The sequence below is a fragment of the Legionella stuttgartensis genome (assembly GCF_977063405.2).
This window is the reverse complement of record NZ_CDRUHA020000109.1, coordinates 177956-204041: the sequence shown is the minus strand read 5'-3', so window position 1 is coordinate 204041 and position 26086 is coordinate 177956. Positions and strand designations below refer to the sequence as shown.

Genomic DNA, 26086 nt, shown 5'->3' with positions numbered 1-26086 from the left:
AGAGGGATCTCCAGAAGGTGTCTGAGCAAAAAATCAGGAGATCCTTCGCTGCAACCCTAAGGATGGCGTGGTTGGCTGGGGTGGATTATTCCGAACTCACGCGGATACGTCATTCCGAACACAGTGAGAAAATCTCCAGTAGTAGGTACAATCATTGTAAGCAAATTAAACTGATAGATCAGGAGCTTGCTCATCGCTAACTCCTTAAGATAATCAAACGCTCATGTCGTATGGCGCACCCAACTACATTCTTCTTCTATTTGGGGGAGGGTAGACGAACTTTATGTTAATTTTTGAAAAATTTTAGAACCATAGACCGCATTCGCGCAGTTTCAGAGGGATTAAATTCCTTATAAATAGCACTCCCTATATTGAGACATATGGTCACATTCTCACCAAGTCCCTTAAGTAAGTCCACACCAGATAATTTGAGCAAATTAATTTCCTGCGCAATATCACCAGCCCATGCATCAAGATAGCTCATTTCAGTAAACACAGGAAGGAAGATATGTTCTTCCTCTTGCAAAAATAAAACCCTGGGTTGGTCGTCATTTAAACTTTGTTCTACAGGGATAATGAAGTTGGCTTTAATAAATTCAAGATAAGCTTTATTTGCTTCTTTAGTATTTCCAGCTGCTTCAAGAGCTTCTTTAATTGCAAGGTTAAGAGCATTCATTTTAAGCCTTAGTTTTATATTTTTGAACGATATTGTCGCACTTTGGTTTGAAAATAACCGAAATTAGTGTATATATAGCGATACTAGGGATATTATATACCATATAGATAGAGCACGATAATTATAACCATTTTCTGTACCTATGAAAATGAAATCAAACTATGTGTTGAAATAAATGACAACAGCAGTATAATGTAGGTTTTGTTTTACAGATTTATTGCTCATTTTTTGGATAAATATTTTTAGTTTTTTTCATTTTATATACCTCACGATATAAAATTGAGTCGATCAATGAAATGCTGACAATCTTTATCCTGGGATTGTTTTTTGATGTGTGCGTTGTAACCCTTCAAAGCCAATTAGGATCTTATTAGCGTAGAGAGTTTATGAACAAAATACATGAGTCAAGAGTAGAAATTTATACCGGTAAAAATAATTTAGGATTTGCTTGGTTAGTATGGGGATTGGCTGCTGCATTCTATTTTTCTGATTATATGGCTCGTGTTGCCCCTGGAGTAATGCATCGTTACTTACAAATTGATTTCGGAATTAACGAAGCAGGTTTTGGTATATTGACTGCATCATTTTATATTCCTTACATCCTTATGCAGATTCCGGTAGGACTTACTGTAGACCGCTTAAGCATACGTTGGTTGCTCACCGTGATGTCATTGGTTACGGCTTTTGGTTGTTGTGTTTTTGGTCTTGCAGATAGCCTGTTTATGGGTTCAATAGGTAGGATGCTTATAGGTTTTAGCGCTGCCTTTGCTTTTGTTTGTTCTCTCAGATTGGCAACATCTTGGTTTCCTCCCACAATGCTGGGTTTACTTGCAGGTTTAACACAGGCTTTAGGAATGCTGGGTGCTGCGGCTGGAGAAGCTCCTGTTTCATTTTTAGTCACTAATGTGGGCTGGCGTCACAGTATGTTGATTATTGCTTTTCTGTTCATTGCACTTGCAGCTTTATTATATCAATTTATACAAGATAAACCTGGTGAGCATCGAAGCGAGATTCGCTCTGTAAATCAGCTCAGTATTCTCCAGAGTTTAAAAATTATATTATCATGCAGACAAACTTGGCTGAATGCGTTATATGCTGGATTTTTATTTGGCCCAACAGCTGTTATTGGCGAGGCAATTGGTCCTGCATATCTACAATTTGGTAGGGGATTAGGTGCTCATGCAGCTGCATTTGCTACGGGATTAATTTTTATCGGCTGGGGTATTAGTGGTCCTTTATCCGGTTGGCTTTCAGACAAGATGGGACGACGTAAACCTTTAATGATTCTATCTGCATTATTTGGTGTCATTTTTACATCCTTATATGTATTTAGTCCGACTTTAAGTCAAAACTCAGCTTATTTACTATTCTTCCTTTTTGGTTTGACCAATACAGGTGTTGCTATTGCCTACGCCGTTTCCACCGAGATCCATGACAGAAAGGTGATAGGGACTTCTATTGCATTTACCAACATGATATCAATTTTTGTAGGGGCGTCATTACAGCCTTTAGTTGGTCGATTGGTAGACATGGTATCTGGGGCCCGTGCTTATAACGTCGAAACGTTATTACTGTCTGATTTCCAAGCAGGTTTGAAGTTGCTACCGGTTTGTTCCATAATCGCACTCGTGTTGGCATTTACTGTGAAGGAAACATACTGCAAGCCAATAAACCATGCCTAAGTGCCTGAAATTTTACTTATTCATAAGAAAATAGTTGCAACTGTTTTTTTATAAGCTTATCGCACTCTGATGTTATTTACTGTTATACTTTCAGCTGCAGTTTTGCATGCGAATTAATAACATGGAGATGAGAATGAAAAAATTTACAGGATTAGTCATTATCCTGGCCGTTCTAATTCTAGGCGGGTATTATGGTATGGGCGTTCTTACCGAACGAACAATCAGAAAGAATGTACAAGTAATTGACCAGTCTAATGGACTATATGCTGAAATTCAGCAATACAACAAAGGATTATTTAACTCCGAAGCTCAAATTAAATGGCGCCTGCATATTCCCGAGCGTGTAGTACAAGATGAAAATGGACAATCTAAAACTCTTCCTGCCCAAGACTATAGCATGGAGATGCCATTAACAATCCATCATGGTCCGTTTATTTATGCCAATAAACGATTACGTTTTGGATTAGGTTATGGTGAGGCCGTTTTTCCATTTCCAGCAGAATACACGCAACAATTCGAAGCTCAATTTACTCCAAACTCTGTAAAGCCACAGTTAGATTTAAGTATTTTTGTTAATTACCTTAATGAAAGTACAGTGGAATTCAACGTTCCTGATTTTAAATTAATTGCAAAAGATGGTTCCGGTGTTCTTGAATGGCTAGGAATGGATTCAAAAACCACGATGTCTTCTGGAATGAGTAAAGTTGCGGGTAAAATTGTTTTGGATGGTTTAAATGCTACTAAAGAAGATACTCGAATTACGTTAAGCCAGGTATCTAGTGATTATGATTTACATGAAACACCTGCCGGCTTGTATTTGGGTGATGCAAATTTCTCTCTTCCTTCTTTTGATGTTTTTGTAAAAGAACAAAAAATGTTTGCTCTGAATGATCTTATCATCAAGTCAGATAGCGATATTGAACAACACCTGTTTAATACTCATTTTAACCTGGCTTTAAAATCAGTATTAGCAAACGGGCAAAATTATGGTCCAGGTGAATTGGATGTTGCTTTAAGAAATCTTGACGCGGATGTGTTGGCTAAAATTAATCAACAAACAACAGCCATGCAAAATGGCAATGACATCCAACGCCAACAAGCAATGCTTGCTCTTCTTCCTGAGCTACCTAAATTATTTAACAAGGGTGCAGAGTTTGAAATTTCTAAACTTAGCCTAAAGATTCCTCAAGGACAAATCGAAGGTAATCTTTTTGTAACTTTGCCTAAAGGTGAAAATGCTAACCCATTTGAAATGATGCAAAAGATTCAAGGGAAAGCGAAGTTGCAAATTCCTGCAGAAGCTGTAAAGGCGGTTATGAAGCAATCAGTGATGCAACAAATTTCTAAAAAACCTGATTTGCAACAAACCTTAACCCAACAACTCCAAGCAAACCAAGCAAACCAAGCTGGAGGCCAAGCAACTCAACCTGTTCTTACCCCTGAGCAATTAGCTGAAATGCAAACTAATAAACAACTAACTGCATTACAGCAAAGTGGGCTAATTACAGTTCAAGGTACGGATTATGTAATTGAAGTGAGTTTAGACCAAGGTAAATTCACTATTAATGGCAAACCTTACGATCCTTCAATGATGAAATTCTAGGATGCAACTGAAGTAATTTTGTAAGGAGTAGGGTGTATAAAACAACCTACTTCTTATAAGAACTTGTTGAGCTTAAATTGAACATTCTACATTGATTTTTAATACAGATTTTTCTGATCTGCCCTTGTCTCAATGGGCTTGTTTCGGTAATATACTGTTTTTAAAAGGAGGAGCTAATAATAATGACAACAATCAGTAATGAAGTAGTGGATAACACCGCTTCTCTAGCCGAAAGCGTAACTCTTTCAGTGCAAAAATATTTTTCAGAGCTTAAGGGAACTGATCCTGTTGACTTATACCAATTTGTACTTGAAGAGATTGAAACACCATTGTTCCGTGCAGTAATGGAACATTGTAAATACAATCAATCTCGAGCAGCAATTATGCTGGGGATTAGTCGTGGAACTTTGAGAACTAAACTACGTCGATATTTCGATGATAAATATGTTGGTACTCGCGACTAACTGAAATTTATAGTGAAAAGAGGAGCTTGGTAGCTCCTTTTTTTTACTGTTTTCTGATGAAAATCTGGTTCAACATGCATCGTTGCATTGGGTATGAATAGTGGGAATAGGATGCCTGATTTTAGCGCAGCCTGGATGAATCGCAGCGTAATCGAGGTGTTCTATTAGGAACCTTTATACGACAGCGACTTTCACCCAAACTACAAATTTATTCAGCAAACATGGAGCTTACCGACTCTTCGATGTTAACCCGTTTAATTGCCTGAGCCAGCATATCAGATAAACTTACAACGCGAATTTTTTCACATTGACGTGCTTCATCAGACAAAGGAATAGTATCTGTTACTACAATTTCATCAAGTCCGGAGTTTTTAATATTATTGACTGCAGGGCCAGATAAAACCGGGTGAGTAATGTAGGCTCTAACACTGTGGGCGCCATTTTTCTTAAGTTCATGCGCTGCAGAGCACAGAGTTCCTGCGGTATCAACAATGTCATCAACGATAATGCAGTTTTTATTTTTTGGTTCACCGATAATGTGCATTACTTCAGATTTATTAGGGCCACTACGACGTTTATCGATAATACATAAATCTGCATGATCAAGACGTTTTGCGACCGCTCGGGCTCTGACAACGCCTCCTACATCAGGAGAAACGACCATCATATTTTTCAGATTCTGTTTTTGAATATCTTCGAGAAGTATCGGAGTCGCATACACGTTGTCGACGGGCATATAGAAAAAGCCCTGGATTTGATCTGCGTGTAGATCTACAGTAAGCACTCTACAAATACCTACCGATGCCATCATATCAGCAACAACTTTAGCTGTAATTGGCACACGCGCGGAGCGAACTCTACGATCCTGACGTGCATAACCAAAATAAGGAACTACGGCCGTGATACGCGACGCAGAAGATCTTCTTAGCGCATCAGCCATTGTAAGGAGTTCCATCAGATTATTATTTGCTGGAGCACAGGTGGATTGGATAATAAAAACGTCTCTTCCGCGGACATTTTCTAAAATCTCGATCATTGTTTCCCCATCGCTAAACGTACCAACAGTTGCTTGGCCAATAGGTATTTTCAAATGAGAAGAGATTTGTTGAGCTAACTCCGGATTTGCGTTTCCGGCAAAAATCATCATTGTGGACATGTGTAAAAAGCCTTTAGATTTAGGTTAATCACTTAACTTAAACACATAGCAGAAGACAGCCAAAAAGATATTATTATTATTTGAGCATTACAAGACGCATCCTTCCAGGTTATCTTCTGCTGTCTGTTTACTTGAATCAACAAGAATGTGGCAGGGGTGCTAGGATTCGAACCTAGGTATGCAGGGATCAAAACCCTGTGCCTTACCGCTTGGCGACACCCCTAAAATTTGCAGATTCTTACAATCATCCGTTATAAAATGCGCTCTTCCCTGCAAATGTGTTGCGTATTTTGCAGTGGTTTTGGGAACATGTCAACTTTGAAAGCAATAATTTTTTGTATTTTTAAGTGAGAGTATGAGTTGACATTGTGGAAAGAATGTCATATGCAATCGAACAAGTAAAGCGAAATTTAGGAAGAACATCCTAAACTTCGCTTTGCCTCAATTCAAACGCGCACCTGGATTTACACTGTCCAGTTTTGAATCACTACTTTGATCATTACTCCGTTTCCTTCGAGACGAATCATACTTGGCAGATCAATCCCTTTAACCGAAGTATATTTGGTGAAATTAATTGTATAGCCATTTTGTTTTAATTCGACCAGATGATTGTAATCATCGCGATGCTCTGCTTGAACAGGGCCTGGAGCAGGTAGGCCTCTCACCCAATAATAAAGGTTATTTACCGGAAGTCTGATTCCAGTTTGTTCAAGTAATAGCTCATCGGCATTGTGTGATGTTATCTTTTTAGGTCCATCTTGGAATGTAACGGTATCTCCTTTTTTGTCAATGAGGACCGTGCCACCGCCTAAAGGACCCATGAGACGAATTTGATAAGCACTAGGGCCGCTTTGTTTCCAATTCATAGTAGCCGACCAACCTTTGCTTTTATTTTTTGCAGCCATAGCACCGCGAATTTCCCAGGACGAAACAGTTGCTGTTTTTGCTTTACGTTGTTCTACAGGCATCACTTTGTTTTCAGGCAATTCTGTTGCAGGGCGGGGGGGCGCACAGGCAGTTAGTAAGAAGATGGGAATTATTATTAATTGTTTCATACTTTTCATTTATCACCTCAAGTCCATTTTTGTAGTTTTTCAATTAACAATACGCTAGACTGTTCGCATATGCAATCAGTCTTAATTAACATGAAATTAAAAGCAATTTATCCTGGTACGTTTGATCCAGTTACCAATGGGCATGTCGATATTATTCGTCGGGCAACCAAGATTTTTCCCGACACCATTGTTGCTGTGGCAAGCAATAAAGCAAAACGCCCTTTTTTACCATTGGAAACAAGGATTCAACTCGTAGAAGAGGCTGTAGCAGATTTACCAGGAGTTCGTGTAGTTGGATTTGATAATCTTTTAATCGATTTTGTAATAGAGCAGAATGCGGGAATTATCTTACGCGGTTTACGTGCAGTTTCTGATTTTGAATATGAATTTCAATTGGCTGGAATGAACCGAAAATTATCCAAGCAAATAGAAACAATATTTTTAACACCATCAGAAAATTTTATGTATATTTCTTCTACTCTGGTGCGTGAAATTGCGATTTTAAATGGAGATATTTCTCAGTTCGTTCCTTCTTGTGTCGTAAGGGAACTCCAAAAGAGACAGGATGATCATGGAACGTTGGATAGTTAAAGTACTTTTCCTAATTACAATCAGCATTAATTTATTGTTTTATCTCACAAATACTTTTGCCAAACAAAATAACATTCTTCCGCCGGGCTATGCTATAGCCAGTGCAAATCCATTAGCAACTAATGCAGGACTTGAAATTTTAGCAAGTGGTGGAAACGCTTTTGATGCTGCAGTGGCTGTATCAGCAGTATTAGCCGTAGTTGAACCATATCACTCAGGTCTAGGTGGCGGTGGATTTTGGCTTTTGCATCAAGAAAATCAGCATAAGAACATTTTTATCGATGGAAGAGAGATTGCACCCCTGGCTGCGAAAAAAGACATGTATCTAGCACCAGATGGTAGCGTAATACCAGGATTATCCCTAAATGGCGGTTTGGCTGCAGCAATTCCGGGGGAGCCTGCGGCATTAGTATATATTGCTAAAAACTATGGGCGATTACCCTTAACAAAAACATTGGCTCCTGCCATTAAGATTGCACAAGAAGGATTTTTGGTTGATAAACAACTAAGTTCATTTTTAAAGAATGAAGATCGATTAGAGCAAATCAAAAAATATCCATCTACGGCTAAGATTTTCTTGAATAATGGTCGTCCTTATCTCATTGGGGAACGGTTAATTCAAAAGGATTTAGCGAACACCTTAAAACTCATTGCAGAAAAAGGAGAGCAAGGATTTTATGCCGGAGAAGTTGCAGAACGTTTAGTAAAAGGGGTGAATGCTGCAGGAGGTATTTGGACGCCTGAGGATTTGGCTAAATATCGCATCAAAGTCAGAGAGCCTTTGATTGGGGCGTATCATAATATGCTCATTATTACTGCTCCTCTACCTTCAGCAGGGGGGGTCGCCTTATTGACCATGCTGAATATCTTGTCTCATTATTCTCTGTCATCATTCTCAAAAGTTCAATGGGTACATTACTTAGTTGAGTCTATGCGTCTGGCCTATTGGCAGCGTGAGCGGTTTCTAGGGGATCCTGATTTTGTCACGATTCCTGTTGAAAAGTTACTTTCTGCAGAAAATGGAAAGCAGTTAAGTACGTTAATTCCTCCAAATAAAGCAATTGCCAGTTCTGTGTTGCAAGGGCAAACGAATAATCATCAAGAGAAACAAAAGGCGCGTACGCACACAACTCATTTTTCAATTATTGATGCCGAGGGGAATCGTGTTGCTGCGACTCTATCCATAAATTTTATTTTTGGCTCCAGTGTGGTAGCTGACGGAACAGGTGTGTTGCTGAATGATGAAATGGATGATTTTTCGAGTAAAGTTGGCGAAGAAAATGTTTTTGGTCTTGTTGGCGCAGATCAAAATGCAATTGCGCCTGGTAAAAGGCCATTATCCAGTATGACGCCCACTTTTCTTGAATTACCGGGACGTGTAGCAATTTTGGGAACTCCTGGTGGTAGTCGTATTCCTACTATGGTGTTAATTGCATCATTGGTGTTTCATGATGCGTACGGTGCAATTAGTATGGTCTCAGCGATGCGTTTTCATCATCAGTATTTACCCGATGTCATACAGATTGAACCTGATGCTTTACCCCCATCAATACAGGAAGGATTAAAAGCCATGGGGTACAATTTAATGCAGTTAGGACGAAATTATGGTGATATGCAAGCAATTACCTGGGATAAAAAATCCAATATTTTAACTGCGGCATCGGATCCGAGGGCTATAGGATTGGCAGCTTCCATAGTGAATACACCAAGTGGATATGGAGTAAGGTTCTAGTCACTCAGTAATATTTTCGGGGTGAAGCGTAGTAGGACTCGAGAAATCCAGGTCCCGGGTTTCGCTGTGTTTCTCCCAGGCTACAACTATATTAGTTAGATGGATTTTCTCCAACCAGCTCTTTAATTACATCAAAAGTCTGCTGAATTAGTTCTTCTTTGTTTTCAAGAGTATATTGTGATGCATCAATTGGTTTACCTATATGTATTTCAGCTTTTTGTTTTAAATGAAAATTAAATGTGCGTGCGGGTAAAATATTATTAGCACCACGTATGCCTATAGGGATAATTGTTGCCTTGGACTGAATTGCAGTGATAAATCCGCCCTTTTTAAACGAGCCGAGTGTTCCATCTTTGGAGCGAGTGCCTTCGGGAGCAATCCACATGACAATACCACTTTCCATTAATTGCTTCGCAAATGCCAGGTCTTTAACGGCTTGATATCTATTTTTTCGGTCAATAAAAGGAAATTCTGCTGCTTTCATTGCTTGTCCCATTAAGGGGATTTTTGCGAGTTCTTTTTTTGATAGCATGCGAATGGAGTGACTAGGGAATGCTTTAAATGCAAGAGGAATATCATAAGCACTGGAATGATTGCACATAATAATCGTCGCTTTTCCAGGTTGCGGTTGAGTGTTAAAAGGGTTTATCACTTTATGCTCTACTTGTACTGCATTCAGCAATTGATCAATCCAATGGTGTAATGCTTTATCCGTCCACTGACGGTTTATGGTGCTAAAAAAATATTTAAAAAGACAGCGCGTACTGGTTAATGCCGTATAAAATATGATCTTACAAAGAATCCATGCCGTTCGGAATTGATTTATTTTCATTAGCGTTAGGGTTAAGTAAATTAGCGGTAATATAGCGCAAGTTGATTCGCTTGCCCAGATAGTTTTTTAGGTAAGAATATAATCTCGCTATAAGTATCCTCGTTATAATGTAATTTTAGTAAAATCCTATTGCCCTACCTATAGAGTTGAAAAATGAATCGTTGGGAGAAACCATATGAATGTCAAAACCAGAGGACATGATTTTGTCCTCACTCCAACGTTCGAGCATGTAATTGCGGTAATGAGTTTCATGTAAATGACCAATATCCCCTACTTTTCTTCTTGCCTCATGTCTTCGTTCATCTTCAATGATCTCAAGGTAGCGTAGTTTATAATAAAGATTTTCAGGCATACATTCACTCGCTTTTTTGAAGTAAGGAATGGATTCTTGTTTTTTCTCCTCAAAATAAACAAGGGCATCAGCCAATAAATAATACATTTTTGCCAGCATTTGGCGCATTTCTTTTGATTTTGACTCATTAAGAGCAATAAAAGCTTTGAGTTCCTTTTTCAATTCGTCTACTTCGTTTGTGTGTTCTTTAAGGAAGTCGATTCGCGTACTTAAATGATCGTTATAATCAATAGGGACACCAAGTCGTGCAATTAAACAATCAATTTTTCGTAGTACTAATTTATTATAAACTTGTATTAGTGCACTGTTGCCATTAAGGAATAGGTATTCATTAAGTTGACGTTGTGCTTTATTCAATTGGGCTCGATCGGATTCTTTTACACAGTGTATGAGTTCATCAATTGCTAAAAGAGTCGATGCATAAGCTATGGTTGCTTCCATGACCAGAAAATCATGGGGTTTGATACGCGCTATTTTTGAAGCCAGGATTATTTGCTCTGCGGCTATTTGTGCCGCTGCTTCAGGCTTTTGACTTCGTAATGTTTCTTCTATTTGTAATTCATTTGCCTTAAATTGAGCGAAATAATGTTCTCGTAAGCGTTCAAGCCCATTTTTATTAAATTTAAAGTCAGGATTATTTGTATATAGAGTATCTGCGTCGTCAAAACGGTTATTTTCCAGGGCGCAGTCAAATTGATATAAAGTCCATTCTTCTTTTATTATGAGGTCCTCCACTGAATCGTCTTGATCCAGAATTTGGGGTTCAAGTCTGACGGCTTGGGCTAAACACTCAATGGTTTGATTTCCAGTGAGAAACTTGGTAATCCCCCATTTGCTTTTTTCCCTTTTAGCATCACTTATAAAAGATTTAGCAACTTGGGTACGTAATTTGGGATAGGGTATTAAATAGACTGCTTGTTCTTCATCGTCAAAATTAGCTTTGATGTATTCAACAGCTTGTTCTTGATCGCTCATATTGGGTGATAAAGATAATGCAGCAATCAGTTCAACTGCAATTTTTAATGCTTGTGGATCAAATTGTTCCTGAGCTAAATAATAATCAATAAACGGTTTTTTAAACTTATTTTTGACTTCTGGAGACCATTCTAATGCTTCCTGATATTGACGTTTAGCAGCCAACGCTTGTGCATAGGCTTCAGCAAAGGGACTGGATTGAAAACAATGTGTTTTACTGACGCGGTGTCCATAATAAAGAATTTGGCTAATTGCATCCTTAATTATTTGGTTATTTTGAGGGTCAATTGAGGGAATTAAATAAGCTAAATATTCTTGTACCAGGATTTGCCCAAAAGGGTAACTTTCCCGAATGGATGCATTGAGCTCTGGAAAGGCGTGTGAATGAGTGATGAAATAACCCATTAGTAATCTCTGCAGATCACTAGATGTTTGATTTGTTCTTGGTGAGTGGGTTAATGTTATAAAACGTTTAGAGATTGGGAATCCATCCTTACTTTTATTCAACTCCACTGATTTGAAGCCTTTGATATAGCCTGTATAGGCGACCTTAGCTAAAGTCATTTCAATTCGATTAGGGTGGCAATGATTTTCAAAGCCTAACCAACCTTTAAATGATTCAAAAATAGTTCGAAACCAACTAACGCGGAAAATGTCGATACCATCTGTGTATAATCTTTGCCGTGGATACGATTTAATGTCTCGCCAAAATGTTTTGTATTCCTCTTCATCGAAATCGTAAATAATGAAATCAGGAAGATGAATTTTTCCTTTTTCTTGATATTGTCGGACGATATGTCTTGCTAATTTTAAACGCAACATACAAAACCTCAATAAAATTAAGCAATTGTATGTTAATTTAAAATCAAGTATTGGGCAATTGAGTTATAGAATGAGCAGACTCCAAGGCATGCTTTTCAAGATGCATAGTTGCCGTTTAGTGCTGTATGCCCGCTGAAAATTAATTTTGACAATTGGGGCAAAAAAAAGAATTACGCCCAGCAATTATGAGTGACTCTATAGGGTGTTGGCAAAGCAAGCAGGGTTGATTTTTTCGACCATATACTTTGAGTGACATACTGAAATAACCTGGTTTGCCATCAAAAGCATAAAAATCACGGAGCGTAGTTCCCCCGCTTAATATGGCCTGTTTGAGTACTTCTTTAATTTGTGTTGTAAGTGCATGACACTTTGATTCAGAAAGCATTTTCGCAGGGGTCGCCGGGTGAATATTGGCTAAAAAAAGGCTTTCAGTTGCATAAATATTTCCAACACCTACTACAATTTCATTATCCATAATCAATGATTTGATGGGTTTATTTTTATTATTGGCTCTTTGAACTAAGTAATGTCCATTAAATTCATCAGAAAGGGGTTCAGGGCCTAAATGAGCAAGTAGTTGGTGTTGATAGGGATTTTCATCGATATAAAGAAACAAACCAAAACGCCTGGGATCGCACAGACGAAGCATAAGGCCATTGGTCAACGTCAATAGGATGTGATCATGTTTCTCGGGTTCACTGTGAGCTTCTACTATGCGTAGATGCCCTGACATTCCGAGATGAATTAACAGATATCCTTTTGAGAGATGAATCAGAATGTATTTTGCTCTACGAGAAACTCCGACTATTTTTTTGCCAGCACACAATTGATCTAAATTGTTAGGAACAGGGATGCGAAGTTTAGAATTACGCACCGTAACCCCTTCGATTGTTTGTCCTTCTAGATGAGGTTTAATTCCTTCTTTTGTTGTCTCAACCTCAGGTAACTCGGGCATTATTTTTGATCGTCATGGTCAATGATTCGGCCCTTACTTTTCGTAGTTATTTCTGTTTTAGCCGAGCTGTTTGGAAATAGGTATTGTTTTATTGTGGCGATTATCCAAAGAATACCACCAATGAGAAGGCCCCAAATCAAAACATAGGAAAACATAAACAGCAGTCCAAAGAATAGTGCAATAGCAACTCCGGCTATTAAGAAAGGCACTAAATTCTCAAAAATTTTTCCTAGGGAAAATTTATCGTTCATAACATAATTCCTATATTATTATCTATTAATTATCGGCTACATAATGAAATGTTGCAACGTAAAGAGTAAAATTGTGTTATCCTTAACATGATATAAGGATTTTCTGGAATTCTTAAATGGGGGTACCCAAACTAAAGGATGAGTTTTTTCTTAAATTGCATTTTTGCATTTGAAGTGGAGCTATTATGGTTTTTGGTTATTTAAACCTGTCTTTTTGGGGATATGTGATTGCAACATTGATTATGACGCAAATTACTATCGCAGCAGTAACACTATATCTTCATCGCAATCAAACACATCGAGCGATGACATTGCATCCTATCGTCAGTCATTTTTTCCGCTTGTGGCTGTGGTTAACGACTGGAATGGTCACCGCAGATTGGGTTGCTATTCATCGTAAACATCATGCATCCTCAGATGTTGAGGGAGATCCCCATAGTCCCGTAGTTTTTGGTATCAAAAAAGTATTTTGGGAAGGAGCTGAACTTTATAAAGTAGCTCGTAAAGATAAAGAAATGGTTGCTAAATACTCTCATGGTACCCCAACCGATTGGCTTGAGCGAAAAGTTTACTCTCCTCATTCTGCCAAGGGAATTTTGCTCATGTTGCTCATCGATTTATTCTTATTTGGTGTTCCTGGCATTACGATTTGGGCAATTCAAATGATGTGGATACCATTTCATGCGGCTGGAGTCATTAATGGAATCGGTCACCATTGGGGATATAGAAATTTTGAATGTCCAGATGCTGCAAGGAATATTTTTCCCTGGGGTTTTTGGATAGGTGGAGAAGAGTTACATAACAATCATCATACTTTCGCTTCTTCAGCCAAATTCTCAGTTAAATGGTGGGAGTTTGATATCGGTTGGATGTATATTCGTATTCTTTCCTTTTTAGGTCTTGCTAAAGTTAAAAAATTACCACCAAAACTGGCTATGGAAAAAGGCAAGTTGCAAGTAGATTTAGATACAGTTAAAGCAGTGATCTCGAATCGCTTTCAAGTAATGTCTAATTATTACAAGAGTGTGATTAGACCCATTCTGAAACAAGAAAAGCATAATCACGTTGAAAACAAAGAAGAAAAGAAACTTTTTGCCCGTGCTGGAAGTTTATTGCGACGTGAGAATTGCCTCTTGAACAATAAAGCAAAAATTCGTTTATCCAATTTGTTAGAAGCTCGCGAACAATTGCGTATTGTGTATGCTTACAAGCAATCATTACAAGGTATTTGGTTGAAGACGGCATCTACTCAGAAAGAGCTAATTGAAGCGCTCCAGCAATGGTGTCGGCAAGCAGAAGAATCAGGTCTTGATGTACTGAGACAATTTGCCCAGCAAATCAAAGGATATGTTCCTGTATATCGATAAATTTTCTCTATCTCTCACTATGTCTTTTCATGAAGATGAAAGGACGAGTGAGAAATGGTAATTTTATTTGTTTTTTTGTTTTGATTGTCTATAGTAGTATTTTAATGTCGTAATAACAGGGAGTTGGTTATGATGAAAGGTGTAGCAATAGTTACTGGTGGTACTGGTGGTATAGGCACAGCCATTTGTCAACGTTTAGCTGCCGATTTTCAGGTTGTAGCGTGTTATTTCAAACATGGAAAACACGAAGAAGCGAAGCAATGGCAAGAGGAACAAAAAAAGTTGGGTTACGATATTGATATCGTTTACGGCGATATCGCACAATTTGCTGATTGTGAAAAAATATTGGCCTTAGTCATGGAGCGTTATGGTCGTGTTGATGTTCTAGTTAATAATGCCGGAGTTACTCAAGATTGTAGTTTACGAAAAATGACTCCAGAGCAATGGCAATCTGTGATTGATGCCAACTTAACCAGTGTATTTAATATGACTCGTAATGCAATCCCCTTAATGCTCGATAAAGGTTATGGTCGGGTTATTAGTATTTCTTCAATTAACGGACGAAAAGGTCAATTTGGCCAATGTAATTATGCTTCTACCAAGTCCGCGCTCTATGGTTTTACTAAAAGTCTTGCCTTAGAAGTAGCAAATAAAGGCATCACTGTGAATACGGTTTCTCCTGGTTATATCGAAACTCCTATGCTTGCTTCTTTGAAAGAAGAAGTACTCAAATCAATCATCTCAAGTATTCCTGTTGGTCGCCTGGGGTATCCAAAAGAGATTGCTGATGCGGTGGCTTTTTTAGCGTCTCCTGATAGTGGATTTATTACCGGTGCGAATTTAGATATTAATGGCGGACAGTATATGTAAAAGTTAAGCCCAGGGTGACTCCTTGGGCATTAAAGTCAGTTTTCATTAATTCTCACAACATCCTAACTCATAGAGAACCTTATGCAACATAATAATATTGTATTGATTACTGGTGGTACTGGAGATATTGGCACTGCAATCGCGAAAGAATTGAACTCTTCTTATAAACATATTTTTGCTCTTGATTTAGTTTCTGATGAAGAAGGAAAAGCATGGAAAAAAGAACGAGCAGATGAAGGACATAAGAATATCTATTTTCGTCATATGGATGTAACTGATTATGATCAATGCGGTAAGGTTATTTCTTCCATTATTGAAGAGTACGGTAATATTGATGCACTAATTAATAATGCGGGGATTACGCGTGATGCTGTATTTACAAAAATGACCAAGCAGCAATGGGATGAGGTATTAACTGTTAATCTTGATGGTATGTTCAATGTTACGCGTCATGTGGTTGAAAACATGAAAGAACATGAGTCAGGACGAATCGTCAATGTTTCTTCGGTAAATGCTCAAAAAGGACAATTTTCGCAGGCAAACTATGCTGCATCAAAAGCAGGAGTTTATGGTTTTACTAAAAGTTTGGCGCAGGAATTAATGAGTAAAAACATTACCGTAAACAGTCTTTCTCCAGGATATGTAGATACTCGATTAATGAAAGGCATTCGACCCGATATCTTAGAAGGGATCATTGCCCAAATTCCTGCTAAACGTTTGGCAGAAACTCAAGAAATTGCCTGGGCTGTAGAGTTTTTAATTAGTGAGAAGAGTCGATATATTACTGGAGCTAATCTAAGCGTCAACGGTGGCCTCCATATGTATTAAAATGGTATCTTTCTTATTAAAGACCTTCTCCTGTTTCAGGAGAAGGTCATAGGTTCATCGCCATTTAGTTAAGGAATTCTTCTTTGTCTGGGTCTTGCGGTCTATCCGCAGGAAGACCGTTCCTTGAACTTAAATGGTAATGAAGGGGTAGCGTGGGTGAGATTTGGGGCCATTCAAAATCACCTAAATATCAAGAGAAAAACTATGACTCGATTAATAAAAAAATACAAAAATCGTCGGCTTTATGATACTGAAACAAGTCAGTACATAACGCTTGAAGAGTTACAGCGTTATGTTGTCGAGGGAATGGAATTTAAAGTAGAGGATTCCTTATCCGGAAATGACATAACAAATTCCATTTTGCTGCAAATTATCGTTGAGATGGAGGCTGGTTCAACCCAATTTTTATCTTCAGATATTTTACGACAAATCATTGCTCTCGCAAATCATCCAATGCATGCTTCTTTAAAACAGATGATGGAACAAATGTTTCAAGCGATGGAGAAACCTTTACAAAATAATCCCTACCGCCAGGCAACAGAAACATGGAATCAACAAATGCAAACAATGATGCAACAATGGCAAAATTTATTTAAAAGTTAACCCCGATTATGTAGAGAAATTGTTTATTCCTAAACAGAGCATCGCCGACTCTCTTTTATGCTGCATTGCAAAAAATATTTTCGTAACTCATTGACATTTTTGGTGTGTATGGACTATTATTAAATTGTGCAATGCAACATAGAGGAGAATATCATGGCGCAACAAAATTTTGAAAAATGGACTGAAATGGCTAAAAAACTTCAAGAGCCTTTTCAAGCCATAGCTGAATTGAATGTAAAAACGTTACAAGGCATGCATTATCTCAAACCTGAAGAGATTGCGAGCATTAAAAAACCTGAAGAACTATTGGAAAAGCAAATTAATCTAGCTGTTGAAAATGGTCACAAGGCTTTAGATTACATGCAAAAATCTTTTCAAATTGTTGAGAAAGCAATGTTAGGTTTCGTTCATGAAGCTAAAAAAGCAACTGAAGTAAAACATTAATTAATGTCTCTTTTAAAAAGCAGCACAATTAAATTTGGGCTGCTTTTTTAGCTTACCTACTACTCCATCCTAAAGTCCTTCTAACTTGTTTCGAATTTTATTATCGGGATAAAGCAATGTATCTGGGAGAGAAAGTTCAAACCTGTAATCTTATTGTGACTCACTCTAAGATGATTTTCATGATGGACGCAAATTAAACCTTATGTCTTAATGACTTATTTGTTTTAGTAGTTATCTATATAAACTTATTAACCAATTGATTCAATTTCAACAAAATAAGCTAAATAATTGATTGTTTCTGCAAGGGGGTAGAAAAGGCTTTTTTAGTTCTCCACAAGAGGATACAATGCTCAAGATGAGAATGATTCTATGAATAAGATTACTAAAATGGGGGCATTGATTGAGTGATCATTTTTCGTTATTTAGCTAAAGAAGTGTTTCTCACTTTGATTTCGCTAACCTCCATACTGGTATTAATTTTTCTGAGCAATCAATTCATTCAATATCTCAATCGGGCAGCTTCCGGAAATATTCCGGGCGTCATTATTATGAAATTAATGATGCTTGAATTGCCCACTTTGCTAAGTTTATTGATTCCATTAGGTTTTTATATCGCCATGTTACTCGCTTATGGGCGTTTATATGCTGAAAGTGAGATGACTGTATTACGAGCCTGCGGGTATGGACCAAATCAATTATTAAAACATAGTTTTATCATGGCTACGGTAGTGGCGATTGTTGTGGCGGTAGTAATGATTTGGGTCAGCCCATTAATTTATATTGAACGTTCTAAGCTGTTGCGTACTACAGGGATTCAAACCTTGGTACAAACAATCATGCCTGGACGCTTTCATGCCATCAATGGGGGGCGGGAAGTATTTTATGTCCAGTCTATGAGTCGTGACCATGCTAAGGCCGAGCAAGTGTTTCTGGCCAAACGGAGTGTTATCAATAAACAATTACGTTGGGATGTATTATGGGCGGACCAAGCTTTTGCCGAAACAGATGCAAAAACAGGAGAAGACTATATCATTCTGCAAAATGGTAAAGAATATCAGGGAATTCCAGGCCATGCTGATTATCAAGTCGTGGAGTTTGGCGAATATAAAGCGCGATTACCACATCCTGTAATGAAGGCATCTGAAGATCTCCGTACCATGAGTACTGCAAGCTTATTACCTTACAATAATGAAAGTGCTGCGAAAGCAGCTGAGTTACAATGGCGTTTATCTGTGCCCGTCATGGTTTTCACTTTAACTTTGATTGCAGTTCCCTTGAGCCGTATTAATCCTCGCTCTGGTAAATATGCCAAGTTATTACCCGCAATCATTGTTTATATCCTGTATGCTAATTTTTTGTTTATCGGACGTGATGCAATGATTTCGGGAAAATCACCCCAATGGCTGGGTTTATGGTGGGTGCATCTTATCATTGTTATATTTGGGCTATTCCTAATCTGGCGTGATCGGGTGAAGTTGGCATGAGCATGAATATATTAGATCGTTATATTGCGAAAACTGTTCTCGGCTCTATTGCGTTGGTCACGCTGATGTTAGTAGGTCTAGAAATTTTTATTTTATTTGTAAATGAAATAAGTGACTTAGGTCGAGTTGATTATGGTATCGCACAGGCAACGTTTTTTATCTTGTTGCAAATGCCATATCAAGTCTATTTATTTTTTCCTATGTCAAGTCTTCTAGGATCTTTGATTGGCCTGGGAATTTTGGCCAACAATAGCGAATTAGTAGTCATGCGTGCCTCAGGAATGTCTATAGGGCAAATAACCTGGGCTGTTTTAAAAGCATCTGTAGTACTCATTGTGATCGTTACTGCACTGGGCGAAACCATAGTGCCCTACTTATCCCATTATGGGAACGATTATAAATCTGCTGCAGTCAGCGGGGGACAAACATTAAGAACTTCAAAGGGATTCTGGTTGCGTCATAGCAATGATTTTATTTCAGTGGGTTTGATACGCTCAAATAATACCCTAAACAACATTTATCAGTTTCATTTTGATGCCCATCATCATTTAAAAATGTCTCGTTTTATTCGCGAAGCGAAATATACTCCCACAGGTTGGATGGCCTATTATGTCCAACAAACAGATTTTAGTGCAGATAAAATCACCGCTCGAACTATTGCTTCCCTTCCTTGGGAGGTATCTGTAAAGCCCAAAATCTTGATGATTAGTAGTAGCGATCCGGATGAAATGACTTTGAGGGAACTGAATCGGTATATACGTGAACAAAAGCGAAATCACCAAAATGCCCATAATTATCAATTTGCTTTTTTACAACGCATCATTCAACCGTTTACGACGGTAGTGATGATGATTCTATCCATCCCATTTATTTTTGGCCCATTGCGTTCGAGCACGATGGGATCAAAATTATTAGTTGGGGCTGCAGTTGGATTTAGTTTTCATATTTTAAGCCGCTTTTTTGGTCCACTCAGCTCAGTTTTTCAATTGCCATCTGAATTAGCTGCTTTAGGCCCCACTTTTATTTTTGCCCTTTTGGGTTTGTATTTAATGAGAAGAGTAAGATAACTTTTTTCGGGATGAGGAGGAAGGATTATACTACTTGCCCAGCTGCCCATCCCGATGACCAAGCCCATTGAAAATTATATCCGCCTAACCAACCGGTGACGTCTAAGGCTTCTCCTATGAAATAAAGACCAGGGATATCTTGAGCCTCCATTGTTTTAGAAGAAATGGCATGACAATCCACACCACCAATGGTTACTTCGGCCGTACGGTATCCTTCAGTCCCATTAGGTTTTACAATCCAGGAGTTGAGTACTGTTGCTATAGATTCCAAATCACGATTCGATAGTTCCGCAAGTTTCTTTTCAGCAAGTTCTGGTGAAATAAATAGTTCAATGACTCGTTTGGGTAAGTGTGCCGACAAGATTGAGTTTAATTGTTTTTGTGGTTTTTCGAGACGAACTTTTTTTAAGTATTCTAATAGTTTGATTTCAGGCAATAAATTAATACAAATACTTTCTCCTGCATGCCAGTAGGAAGATAATTGTAAAATAGCAGGACCACTCAAACCACGATGAGTGAATAAGGTATTTTCACGGAATTCTATGCGGTCATTTTTAACTAAACTATCAACACCAATACCAGAAAGCAGAGCGACCCGTTCTTTTTCTAATACATCCAAAGTGAGAGGCACTAGTCCGGCACGAGTGGGCCATACTTTAATTCCAAATTGTTCTGCCACTTTATAGGCAAATGGACTGGCACCCATCGTAGGTATGGATAAACCACCGCTGGCAATGACCAAAGATTGACAGCTAAATATCCCCTTGGTGGTTTGTATTTTAAAGTGTTGTGATTTTTGAATGTGTTCTATGCTGGTGTTGAGGTGGATAGTAGTTCCTGCAGCAGCACATTCTTTAAGCAGCATATCAACAATATCTTTTGATTTATTATCGCAAAATAATTGGCCTAAGGTTTTCTCATGGAACGGAATTTTATGTTTTTTGACGAGTTCGATAAAGTCCCATTGAGTATAGCGAGTTAAAGCAGATTTTAAAAAATGGGGATTATGTGAGGTATATTTTTCAGGTTCAATATAATAGTTAGTAAAATTACAACGACCGCCACCTGACATTAAAATCTTTTTTCCTACTTTATTCGCATGCTCCAGCACCAGAACTTTACGATGGCGTTTGCCCGCTTCAATAGCACACATTAAACCTGCGGCACCTGCCCCAATAATAATGACATCAACAGCTTCCATCTCAAATCGACTTGTATTAAATCTAAACATGCAAGGTTAACATGCGTTACGCGTGATTCAAAGAGTTCTTATTGCTCGCCATGCAATTTTTTCATACAATCATTTAACTGATTAATTTTTAATATATTTATGCATATTCTAAAACATCTTTTAGCGATTTTATTAGGTATAACCATATTGCCGTTACGCAAACTTGCATACAATATGTGGTATACAATGCTCGCAGGGTTTGCTGGGTTGGCAGCTATAATCGTTTTACCCCTAAGCTTGGCCTCCATGTTTAAAAATGAGGGTATGTCGCCCACAAAGAATTTTCTGCTGACTATGTTGGTTATAGTGCCAATCATAGTGGCACTCATTTCAATCGTTCTTGCAATTACTGCGACTTATTTAATTTACGATACTGTAATTAATATGCTCGAATCGTTCTGGGACGGTTTTAGGGGTGGTTTGCTTTATGAAATGGAAGGTTTTTGGAGTGCATACCATTCGCAAAGAGTGTTCAATGAAGAGTTGTTTTTACGGATTGATGCTTTTATTAACGGGATTAATGAAGAAGAACCAATTGATGATGTTGATTTTGATGGATTTCAACGTGTTAGAGGTGAGTTACAAGATGTTGTCGTAGTGCACGAAGATTTAGAGGTTCCGGACTTGGAACATAAAGACACTAAGAAAACTTCTACATTGTTAGATAAAACTCAATTAGAAAAAATCGACAAACTCATCAAAGCATTAACCCATCCTAACACCCCTTTATCGCATCAAGTTAAAGAGCAATTGGCCTCTTTAAAAAAACTCTATATGCAATATAACGATTTGTCGAACAAACTGGAGGAGGTACGTGTTGCTTTAGTTGAAAATGATAAGACTAAGATAAAGGATGAAATAATCGCTTATAATGATGTGGACATCCCCATTTTGTTGGTGAAACAATATCAATGCTCAAAAGACAAGAAGTGGCATAATGTCCCTGCGAACAGTTACATCACGGATAAAGAGAGTTTATTGCATTGGTTAAAACAAAAACCGCGACATCCTCTAAACAAAGATTTACTGAAAACTCCAGACTCCTATAATGGAATGAAAACACGGTATACTTGGTACGTTCTTACCAAAGAAGATTGTTCTTCTCAAGAGTTAGATGAAGCGGCTGCTCAAATGACTGTTTTAGCGACGGAATTGTTTCCTTTGCTATCGAGTTCGCAACAAATAGAATTGGGATTGGGTTCTTCTGTGCAATCGTTTTTTGGTTCAGGGATAAGTCATCAAACAAAATCCGAAGGCGAATTAGCTACTCAGTATTCTAATATGAATGATGGTAAGTCGCCTGTCATGCAATAATAATGGTATTAGGCTATTCAACCATCAAATTTTTCTCCGTGAAGTATGTAACGCATCGCAAAAGTAGGCGAGCCTATTTGAAAGAAATTATTGTTTTTCTTCTAAATCATAATCGGACTATTAATTTAAGCTTATACTGTAATTATTCAAAATAATTTATTTTAAGGTACTCATCATGAATGAACTTGATATTTTAAAATTATTTTATGATGAAATGAAAAATCGCGGGGTAACTCGCGATCAAGTATTTTTAAGTATGGAGGAGGATGCAGCTGCAATGCTTTCTCAAAAAATAAAGCAATCGGTATCCGTGGAAACCGTACAAAAATTAACTGATATATGTATTGCTAATGAATGGTTAGAACGAACGACTGCGGATCCTAATTATAAATATTTATCGTTAACTGAAGCAGGATTACAAATTATTTTAGCTAATCGATACACTTAATTGTACATCAAGGGTATAAACTTTATGCAAAAGTAGGTAAAATACGTCAATTTTATTCTTTTTTGTTGTCAATATGCCAAAACGAACCGATATTAAATCCATTCTCATCCTTGGAGCAGGTCCTATCGTGATAGGACAAGCTTGTGAATTTGACTACTCAGGTACCCAAGCGGTGCGTGCCCTACGGGAGGAAGGGTATCGGGTGATCCTTGTAAATTCCAATCCTGCAACCATTATGACCGATCCCGAACTTGCAGATGCCACTTATATTGAACCGGTATCCTGGAAAGAGGTCGCTCGCATCATTGAAATTGAACGTCCAGATGCACTTTTACCCACAATGGGTGGCCAAACAGCATTGAACTGCGCTTTGGACTTGGTACGCGAAGGAATCTTAGCAAAATATAATGTTGAAATGATTGGTGCAACCCGAGAAGCGATAGATCGTGCAGAAGATAGAGAAAAATTCCGTCAATTGATGATTAAAATTGGTTTGGATATGCCTCGCTCAGCGATTGCCCATAGTATGGAAGAAGCAATTCAGGTACAGGCACAGCTAGGCTACCCTGCAATTATTCGCCCATCATTTACCATGGGCGGTAGCGGGGGAGGTATCGCCTATAACCGTGAAGAATTTGAAGAAATTTGTACGCGAGGGTTGGAGTTGTCACCCACCCATGAGTTACTGATTGATGAGTCGGTGCTTGGGTGGAAAGAGTTTGAAATGGAAGTAGTACGTGACAAAAACGATAATTGCATTATTGTCTGTACCATTGAAAATTTTGATCCTATGGGAGTCCATACAGGAGATTCGATTACTGTAGCTCCTGCGCAAACGCTCACTGACAAAGAATATCAGCGCATGCGGGATGCAGCTATTAAAGTATTAAGAGCTGTAGGAGTTGATACCGGCGGTTCGAACGTACAATTTGCAGTTAATCCTGAGGATGGCAGAATGCTTGTGGTTGAAATGAACCCAAGGGTTTCTCGAAGTTCTGCTTTAGCATCTAAGGCAACTGGATTCCCTATTGCGAAGGTCGCCGCGAAACTGGCCGTAGGTTATACTCTTGATGAGTTAAAAAATGAAATTACCGGTGGGAAAACCCCAGCATCATTTGAGCCCAGTATTGATTATGTAGTTACTAAGGTACCACGTTTTAATTTCGATAAATTTCCACAAACTTCAGCTACATTGACGACGCAAATGAAGTCAGTGGGCGAGGTTATGGCCATTGGGTCTAATTTTCAGGAATCATTACAAAAGGCAATTCGTGGTTTAGAAATAGGACGATGTGGTTTGCATTCTTTATTTCCTAAAGGTGATTTAGCCCGTTTAAGAGGACATTTGCGAGAACCAACTCCAGATAGACTTTGGTATATTGCCGATGCATTTCGAAACGATATGTCTCTTGAAGAGGTTCATCAAGAAAGCCGTGTTGATCCCTGGTTTTTGGCTCAAGTCGAGGAGCTGGTAGCTCTGGAGCGTTCTGTAACAGGAAAAACATTCTCAGATATCGATACAGTAACGTTACGATTGTTAAAGCGACGTGGGTTTGCTGATGCGTACCTAGCCAAAATATGGGCATGTTCTGAAGAGCAGGTTCGCGCACGACGTAAAGAACTAGGAATTGTTCCTGTTTATAAGCGCATTGATTCGTGTGCTGGCGAATTCCCTAGTGATACGGCATATATGTATTCCTGTTATGAAACCCGTTGTGAATCTCGGCCCGATCCAGACAAGAAAAAGATTATGATCCTCGGTGGAGGACCAAATCGTATTGGTCAAGGAATAGAATTTGATTATTGTTGTGTGCATGCAGCGATGGCGCTGAGAGAAGCCGGATGCCAGACCATTATGGTCAATTGTAATCCCGAAACAGTTTCTACAGATTTTGATACGTCCGATCGGTTGTATTTCGAACCGGTAACACTAGAAGATGTTTTAGGTATTGTCGATGTAGAAAAACCCGACGGAGTTATTGTACATTACGGTGGCCAAACTCCTTTAAAATTAGCGCGTGCTTTAGAAGCTAATGGGGTTAAAATCATTGGCACCTCTCCTGACGCTATTGATAGAGCGGAAGATAGGGATCGGTTTCAAAAGTTAGTTACTGAATTAAAATTACATCAACCGGATAATGGTACGGTGCGTAGCGAGGAAGAGGCCATTGCTTTAGCAAATAATATTGGTTATCCGTTGGTGGTTAGACCTTCCTATGTTCTCGGCGGGCGCGCAATGGAAGTTGTCTACCAAGAAGATGATTTACGCCATTATCTATCGCACGCAGTTGCTGTATCCAATGATTCACCCGTTTTGTTGGATAAATTTTTAAATGATGCAATTGAAGTAGATATTGATGCAGTATGCGATGGTAAAGAGGTATTGATTGGTGCCGTAATGGAGCATATAGAGCAGGCTGGTATTCATTCAGGAGATTCTGCTTGCACCTTACCCCCATTTAGCTTAAGTGTGGTGGTGCAACAGGACCTAATGGAGCAAATGCGGCAAATGGCATTGAATTTAGGTGTTGTTGGTTTGATTAATGCACAATTTGCTATTCAAGCGGATGACATTTATGTTTTAGAAGTCAATCCAAGAGCATCCAGGACAGTGCCTTTTGTTTCCAAAGCGACAGGATTGCCATTGGCTAAAATTGCTGCACTTTGTAAGTTGGGTGTTAGTTTAAAAGAACAGGGTTTGAGCCAAAATCATCATATGCCGTCGTTTTATTCAATTAAGTTGCCAGTTTTCCCTTTCATCAAATTCTCTGGAGTAGACTCTATTCTGGGGCCTGAAATGAAATCTACTGGTGAGGTGATGGGTATTGCCAGACGTTTTGGACAAGCTTATGCTAAAGCACAGTTGGGAGCCAGTTGCAACATACCAAAGCGGCGTCGCGCTTTTGTCTCTGTTCGAGATGCAGATAAAACACGAGTGGGTGAAATTGCTAAGCGGTTGATTGAATTAGGTTTTGAAATAATTGCAACGCGAGGTACCGCATTGGCTTTACAAGCAGCGGGAGTGGACTGTCGTAGGGTATTTAAAGTGAACGAAGGTCGACCCCACGTTTTAGATTTTATAAAAAATAATGAAATCGATTTTATTGTAAATACAACTGAGGGTAAGCAAGCAATTGCCGATTCTTTTGCAATCAGGCGCAATGCATTGCAACATAAGGTTAGCTATACTACAACTTTGTCAGGAGCTGAGGCTGCTTGCTTGGCTATGAAATATGAGGATAGAGAAACTGTAACCCGATTGCAGGATTTACATTAATCTAAAT

The 26086-nt window shown here is 38.5% G+C and carries 24 protein-coding genes and 1 tRNA gene; 15 read left to right on the top strand and 10 right to left on the bottom strand.

Going from position 1 to position 26086, the window contains the following annotated elements; translation table 11 throughout:
* Positions 1-56: 56 nt before the first annotated feature.
* Both ACWTEW_RS35630 and ACWTEW_RS35625 read right to left on the bottom strand, forming a co-directional pair.
* On the bottom strand, positions 57-194 hold the full coding sequence (locus ACWTEW_RS35630; RefSeq protein WP_454782721.1) for a hypothetical protein: 138 nt from the start codon (positions 192-194) through the stop codon (positions 57-59).
* Between the two features lie 92 nt (positions 195-286).
* Positions 287-676, bottom strand: a complete 390-nt coding sequence (locus ACWTEW_RS35625) for an SseB family protein (protein ID WP_454782720.1) — start codon at positions 674-676, stop codon at positions 287-289.
* Between the two features lie 386 nt (positions 677-1062).
* On the opposite strand from ACWTEW_RS35625, the gene ACWTEW_RS35620 reads away from it, so the two are divergent.
* From ACWTEW_RS35620 to ACWTEW_RS35610, 3 genes are all read left to right on the top strand, one after another.
* Positions 1063-2358: an MFS transporter gene (locus tag ACWTEW_RS35620; RefSeq protein ID WP_454782719.1), complete on the top strand. Its 1296-nt coding sequence runs from the start codon at positions 1063-1065 to the stop codon at positions 2356-2358.
* Between the two features lie 133 nt (positions 2359-2491).
* A complete protein-coding gene (locus tag ACWTEW_RS35615; protein ID WP_454782718.1) occupies positions 2492-3961 on the top strand; it encodes a YdgA family protein in 1470 nt (489 codons plus the stop codon).
* Between the two features lie 182 nt (positions 3962-4143).
* Complete coding sequence (locus ACWTEW_RS35610; protein ID WP_003633193.1) at positions 4144-4425, top strand: helix-turn-helix domain-containing protein; 282 nt, start codon at positions 4144-4146, stop codon at positions 4423-4425.
* 208 nt (positions 4426-4633) lie between these two features.
* Here the strand turns inward: ACWTEW_RS35610 and ACWTEW_RS35605 are convergent, their stop codons facing one another.
* From ACWTEW_RS35605 to lolB, 3 genes are all read right to left on the bottom strand, one after another.
* Complete coding sequence (locus tag ACWTEW_RS35605) at positions 4634-5581, bottom strand: ribose-phosphate pyrophosphokinase (RefSeq protein WP_454782717.1); 948 nt, start codon at positions 5579-5581, stop codon at positions 4634-4636.
* Between the two features lie 148 nt (positions 5582-5729).
* Positions 5730-5804, bottom strand: a tRNA-Gln gene (locus ACWTEW_RS35600).
* A 241-nt stretch (positions 5805-6045) separates the two neighbouring features.
* The gene (lolB, locus tag ACWTEW_RS35595) at positions 6046-6645 is read right to left on the bottom strand and encodes a lipoprotein insertase outer membrane protein LolB (RefSeq protein WP_454782716.1); all 600 of its coding nucleotides are present in this window, start codon (positions 6643-6645) and stop codon (positions 6046-6048) included.
* A gap of 60 nt (positions 6646-6705) precedes the next feature.
* Here lolB and coaD point away from each other — a divergent pair, with 60 nt between their 5' ends.
* A complete protein-coding gene (gene coaD, locus ACWTEW_RS35590; protein WP_454782715.1) occupies positions 6706-7227 on the top strand; it encodes a pantetheine-phosphate adenylyltransferase in 522 nt (173 codons plus the stop codon).
* Positions 7208-8959 carry a gamma-glutamyltransferase gene (gene ggt / locus ACWTEW_RS35585; RefSeq protein ID WP_454782714.1) on the top strand — a complete coding sequence of 584 codons (1752 nt, stop codon included), beginning with the start codon at positions 7208-7210 and terminating at the stop codon, positions 8957-8959. Before coaD ends, ggt begins: the two co-directional genes overlap by 20 nt.
* Positions 8960-9050: 91 nt before the next feature.
* Here the strand turns inward: ggt and ACWTEW_RS35580 are convergent, their stop codons facing one another.
* The 4 genes from ACWTEW_RS35580 to ACWTEW_RS35565 all read right to left on the bottom strand — a co-directional run bounded on the left by ACWTEW_RS35580 (position 9051) and on the right by ACWTEW_RS35565 (position 13146).
* On the bottom strand, positions 9051-9791 hold the full coding sequence (locus ACWTEW_RS35580) for a lysophospholipid acyltransferase family protein (protein ID WP_454782713.1): 741 nt from the start codon (positions 9789-9791) through the stop codon (positions 9051-9053).
* A 115-nt stretch (positions 9792-9906) separates the two neighbouring features.
* Positions 9907-11940 (bottom strand): hypothetical protein, encoded by a 2034-nt coding sequence (locus ACWTEW_RS35575; protein WP_454782712.1) that lies wholly within the window; start codon positions 11938-11940, stop codon positions 9907-9909.
* 139 nt (positions 11941-12079) lie between these two features.
* Positions 12080-12895, bottom strand: a complete 816-nt coding sequence (mutM, locus tag ACWTEW_RS35570; RefSeq protein ID WP_454782711.1) for a bifunctional DNA-formamidopyrimidine glycosylase/DNA-(apurinic or apyrimidinic site) lyase — start codon at positions 12893-12895, stop codon at positions 12080-12082.
* Positions 12895-13146: a hypothetical protein gene (locus ACWTEW_RS35565; RefSeq protein ID WP_454782710.1), complete on the bottom strand. Its 252-nt coding sequence runs from the start codon at positions 13144-13146 to the stop codon at positions 12895-12897. The genes mutM and ACWTEW_RS35565 overlap by 1 nt, the downstream gene beginning before the upstream one ends.
* Before the next feature lie 185 nt (positions 13147-13331).
* On the opposite strand from ACWTEW_RS35565, the gene ACWTEW_RS35560 reads away from it, so the two are divergent.
* The 7 genes from ACWTEW_RS35560 to lptG all read left to right on the top strand — a co-directional run bounded on the left by ACWTEW_RS35560 (position 13332) and on the right by lptG (position 19809).
* The gene (locus ACWTEW_RS35560; RefSeq protein ID WP_454782709.1) at positions 13332-14513 is read left to right on the top strand and encodes a DesA family fatty acid desaturase; all 1182 of its coding nucleotides are present in this window, start codon (positions 13332-13334) and stop codon (positions 14511-14513) included.
* Positions 14514-14642: 129 nt separating this feature from the next.
* A complete protein-coding gene (gene phbB, locus ACWTEW_RS35555; RefSeq protein WP_454782708.1) occupies positions 14643-15383 on the top strand; it encodes an acetoacetyl-CoA reductase in 741 nt (246 codons plus the stop codon).
* Between the two features lie 81 nt (positions 15384-15464).
* Complete coding sequence (gene phbB / locus ACWTEW_RS35550; protein ID WP_454782707.1) at positions 15465-16211, top strand: acetoacetyl-CoA reductase; 747 nt, start codon at positions 15465-15467, stop codon at positions 16209-16211.
* A 204-nt stretch (positions 16212-16415) separates the two neighbouring features.
* Positions 16416-16814 carry a polyhydroxyalkanoate synthesis regulator DNA-binding domain-containing protein gene (locus tag ACWTEW_RS35545; protein WP_454782706.1) on the top strand — a complete coding sequence of 133 codons (399 nt, stop codon included), beginning with the start codon at positions 16416-16418 and terminating at the stop codon, positions 16812-16814.
* A 153-nt stretch (positions 16815-16967) separates the two neighbouring features.
* Entirely contained in the window at positions 16968-17258 is a 291-nt protein-coding gene (locus tag ACWTEW_RS35540; protein WP_454782705.1) for a phasin family protein, read from the top strand.
* 404 nt (positions 17259-17662) lie between these two features.
* On the top strand, positions 17663-18742 hold the full coding sequence (lptF, locus tag ACWTEW_RS35535; protein WP_454782704.1) for an LPS export ABC transporter permease LptF: 1080 nt from the start codon (positions 17663-17665) through the stop codon (positions 18740-18742).
* Positions 18739-19809: an LPS export ABC transporter permease LptG gene (gene lptG / locus ACWTEW_RS35530; protein WP_454782703.1), complete on the top strand. Its 1071-nt coding sequence runs from the start codon at positions 18739-18741 to the stop codon at positions 19807-19809. The genes lptF and lptG overlap by 4 nt, the downstream gene beginning before the upstream one ends.
* Before the next feature lie 25 nt (positions 19810-19834).
* On the opposite strand, the gene ACWTEW_RS35525 is transcribed toward lptG, so the two are convergent.
* Entirely contained in the window at positions 19835-21010 is a 1176-nt protein-coding gene (locus ACWTEW_RS35525; RefSeq protein WP_454782799.1) for a BaiN/RdsA family NAD(P)/FAD-dependent oxidoreductase, read from the bottom strand.
* A 129-nt stretch (positions 21011-21139) separates the two neighbouring features.
* On the opposite strand from ACWTEW_RS35525, the gene ACWTEW_RS35520 reads away from it, so the two are divergent.
* The 3 genes from ACWTEW_RS35520 (at position 21140) to carB (ending at position 26079) form a co-directional block, all read left to right on the top strand.
* The gene (locus ACWTEW_RS35520; protein WP_454782702.1) at positions 21140-22354 is read left to right on the top strand and encodes a coiled coil protein; all 1215 of its coding nucleotides are present in this window, start codon (positions 21140-21142) and stop codon (positions 22352-22354) included.
* Positions 22355-22529: 175 nt separating this feature from the next.
* Positions 22530-22802, top strand: a complete 273-nt coding sequence (locus tag ACWTEW_RS35515; protein ID WP_454782701.1) for a hypothetical protein — start codon at positions 22530-22532, stop codon at positions 22800-22802.
* Between the two features lie 73 nt (positions 22803-22875).
* Positions 22876-26079, top strand: coding sequence for a carbamoyl-phosphate synthase large subunit (carB, locus tag ACWTEW_RS35510; RefSeq protein ID WP_454782700.1), 3204 nt, complete (start codon positions 22876-22878; stop codon positions 26077-26079).
* Positions 26080-26086: the final 7 nt, after the last annotated feature.

Bases quoted from the DNA above. Each gene is read 5' to 3' on its own strand.
- ACWTEW_RS35605 (WP_454782717.1), bottom strand. From the start codon at position 5,581: ATGTCCACAATGATGATTTTTGCCGGAAACGCAAATCCGGAGTTAGCT.
- ACWTEW_RS35615 (WP_454782718.1), top strand. From the start codon at position 2,492: ATGAAAAAATTTACAGGATTAGTCATTATCCTGGCCGTTCTAATTCTA.
- phbB (WP_454782708.1), top strand. From the start codon at position 14,643: ATGATGAAAGGTGTAGCAATAGTTACTGGTGGTACTGGTGGTATAGGC.
- ACWTEW_RS35610 (WP_003633193.1), top strand. From the start codon at position 4,144: ATGACAACAATCAGTAATGAAGTAGTGGATAACACCGCTTCTCTAGCC.
- ACWTEW_RS35580 (WP_454782713.1), bottom strand. From the start codon at position 9,791: ATGAAAATAAATCAATTCCGAACGGCATGGATTCTTTGTAAGATCATA.
- ACWTEW_RS35520 (WP_454782702.1), top strand. From the start codon at position 21,140: ATGCATATTCTAAAACATCTTTTAGCGATTTTATTAGGTATAACCATA.
- ACWTEW_RS35575 (WP_454782712.1), bottom strand. From the start codon at position 11,940: ATGTTGCGTTTAAAATTAGCAAGACATATCGTCCGACAATATCAAGAA.
- lptG (WP_454782703.1), top strand. From the start codon at position 18,739: ATGAGCATGAATATATTAGATCGTTATATTGCGAAAACTGTTCTCGGC.
- lolB (WP_454782716.1), bottom strand. From the start codon at position 6,645: ATGAAAAGTATGAAACAATTAATAATAATTCCCATCTTCTTACTAACT.
- carB (WP_454782700.1), top strand. From the start codon at position 22,876: ATGCCAAAACGAACCGATATTAAATCCATTCTCATCCTTGGAGCAGGT.
- phbB (WP_454782707.1), top strand. From the start codon at position 15,465: ATGCAACATAATAATATTGTATTGATTACTGGTGGTACTGGAGATATT.
- coaD (WP_454782715.1), top strand. From the start codon at position 6,706: ATGCAATCAGTCTTAATTAACATGAAATTAAAAGCAATTTATCCTGGT.
- ACWTEW_RS35560 (WP_454782709.1), top strand. From the start codon at position 13,332: ATGGTTTTTGGTTATTTAAACCTGTCTTTTTGGGGATATGTGATTGCA.
- ACWTEW_RS35625 (WP_454782720.1), bottom strand. From the start codon at position 676: ATGAATGCTCTTAACCTTGCAATTAAAGAAGCTCTTGAAGCAGCTGGA.
- ACWTEW_RS35515 (WP_454782701.1), top strand. From the start codon at position 22,530: ATGAATGAACTTGATATTTTAAAATTATTTTATGATGAAATGAAAAAT.
- ACWTEW_RS35630 (WP_454782721.1), bottom strand. From the start codon at position 194: ATGAGCAAGCTCCTGATCTATCAGTTTAATTTGCTTACAATGATTGTA.
- ACWTEW_RS35620 (WP_454782719.1), top strand. From the start codon at position 1,063: ATGAACAAAATACATGAGTCAAGAGTAGAAATTTATACCGGTAAAAAT.
- ACWTEW_RS35525 (WP_454782799.1), bottom strand. From the start codon at position 21,010: ATGGAAGCTGTTGATGTCATTATTATTGGGGCAGGTGCCGCAGGTTTA.
- mutM (WP_454782711.1), bottom strand. From the start codon at position 12,895: ATGCCCGAGTTACCTGAGGTTGAGACAACAAAAGAAGGAATTAAACCT.
- ggt (WP_454782714.1), top strand. From the start codon at position 7,208: ATGGAACGTTGGATAGTTAAAGTACTTTTCCTAATTACAATCAGCATT.
- ACWTEW_RS35545 (WP_454782706.1), top strand. From the start codon at position 16,416: ATGACTCGATTAATAAAAAAATACAAAAATCGTCGGCTTTATGATACT.
- ACWTEW_RS35540 (WP_454782705.1), top strand. From the start codon at position 16,968: ATGGCGCAACAAAATTTTGAAAAATGGACTGAAATGGCTAAAAAACTT.
- ACWTEW_RS35565 (WP_454782710.1), bottom strand. From the start codon at position 13,146: ATGAACGATAAATTTTCCCTAGGAAAAATTTTTGAGAATTTAGTGCCT.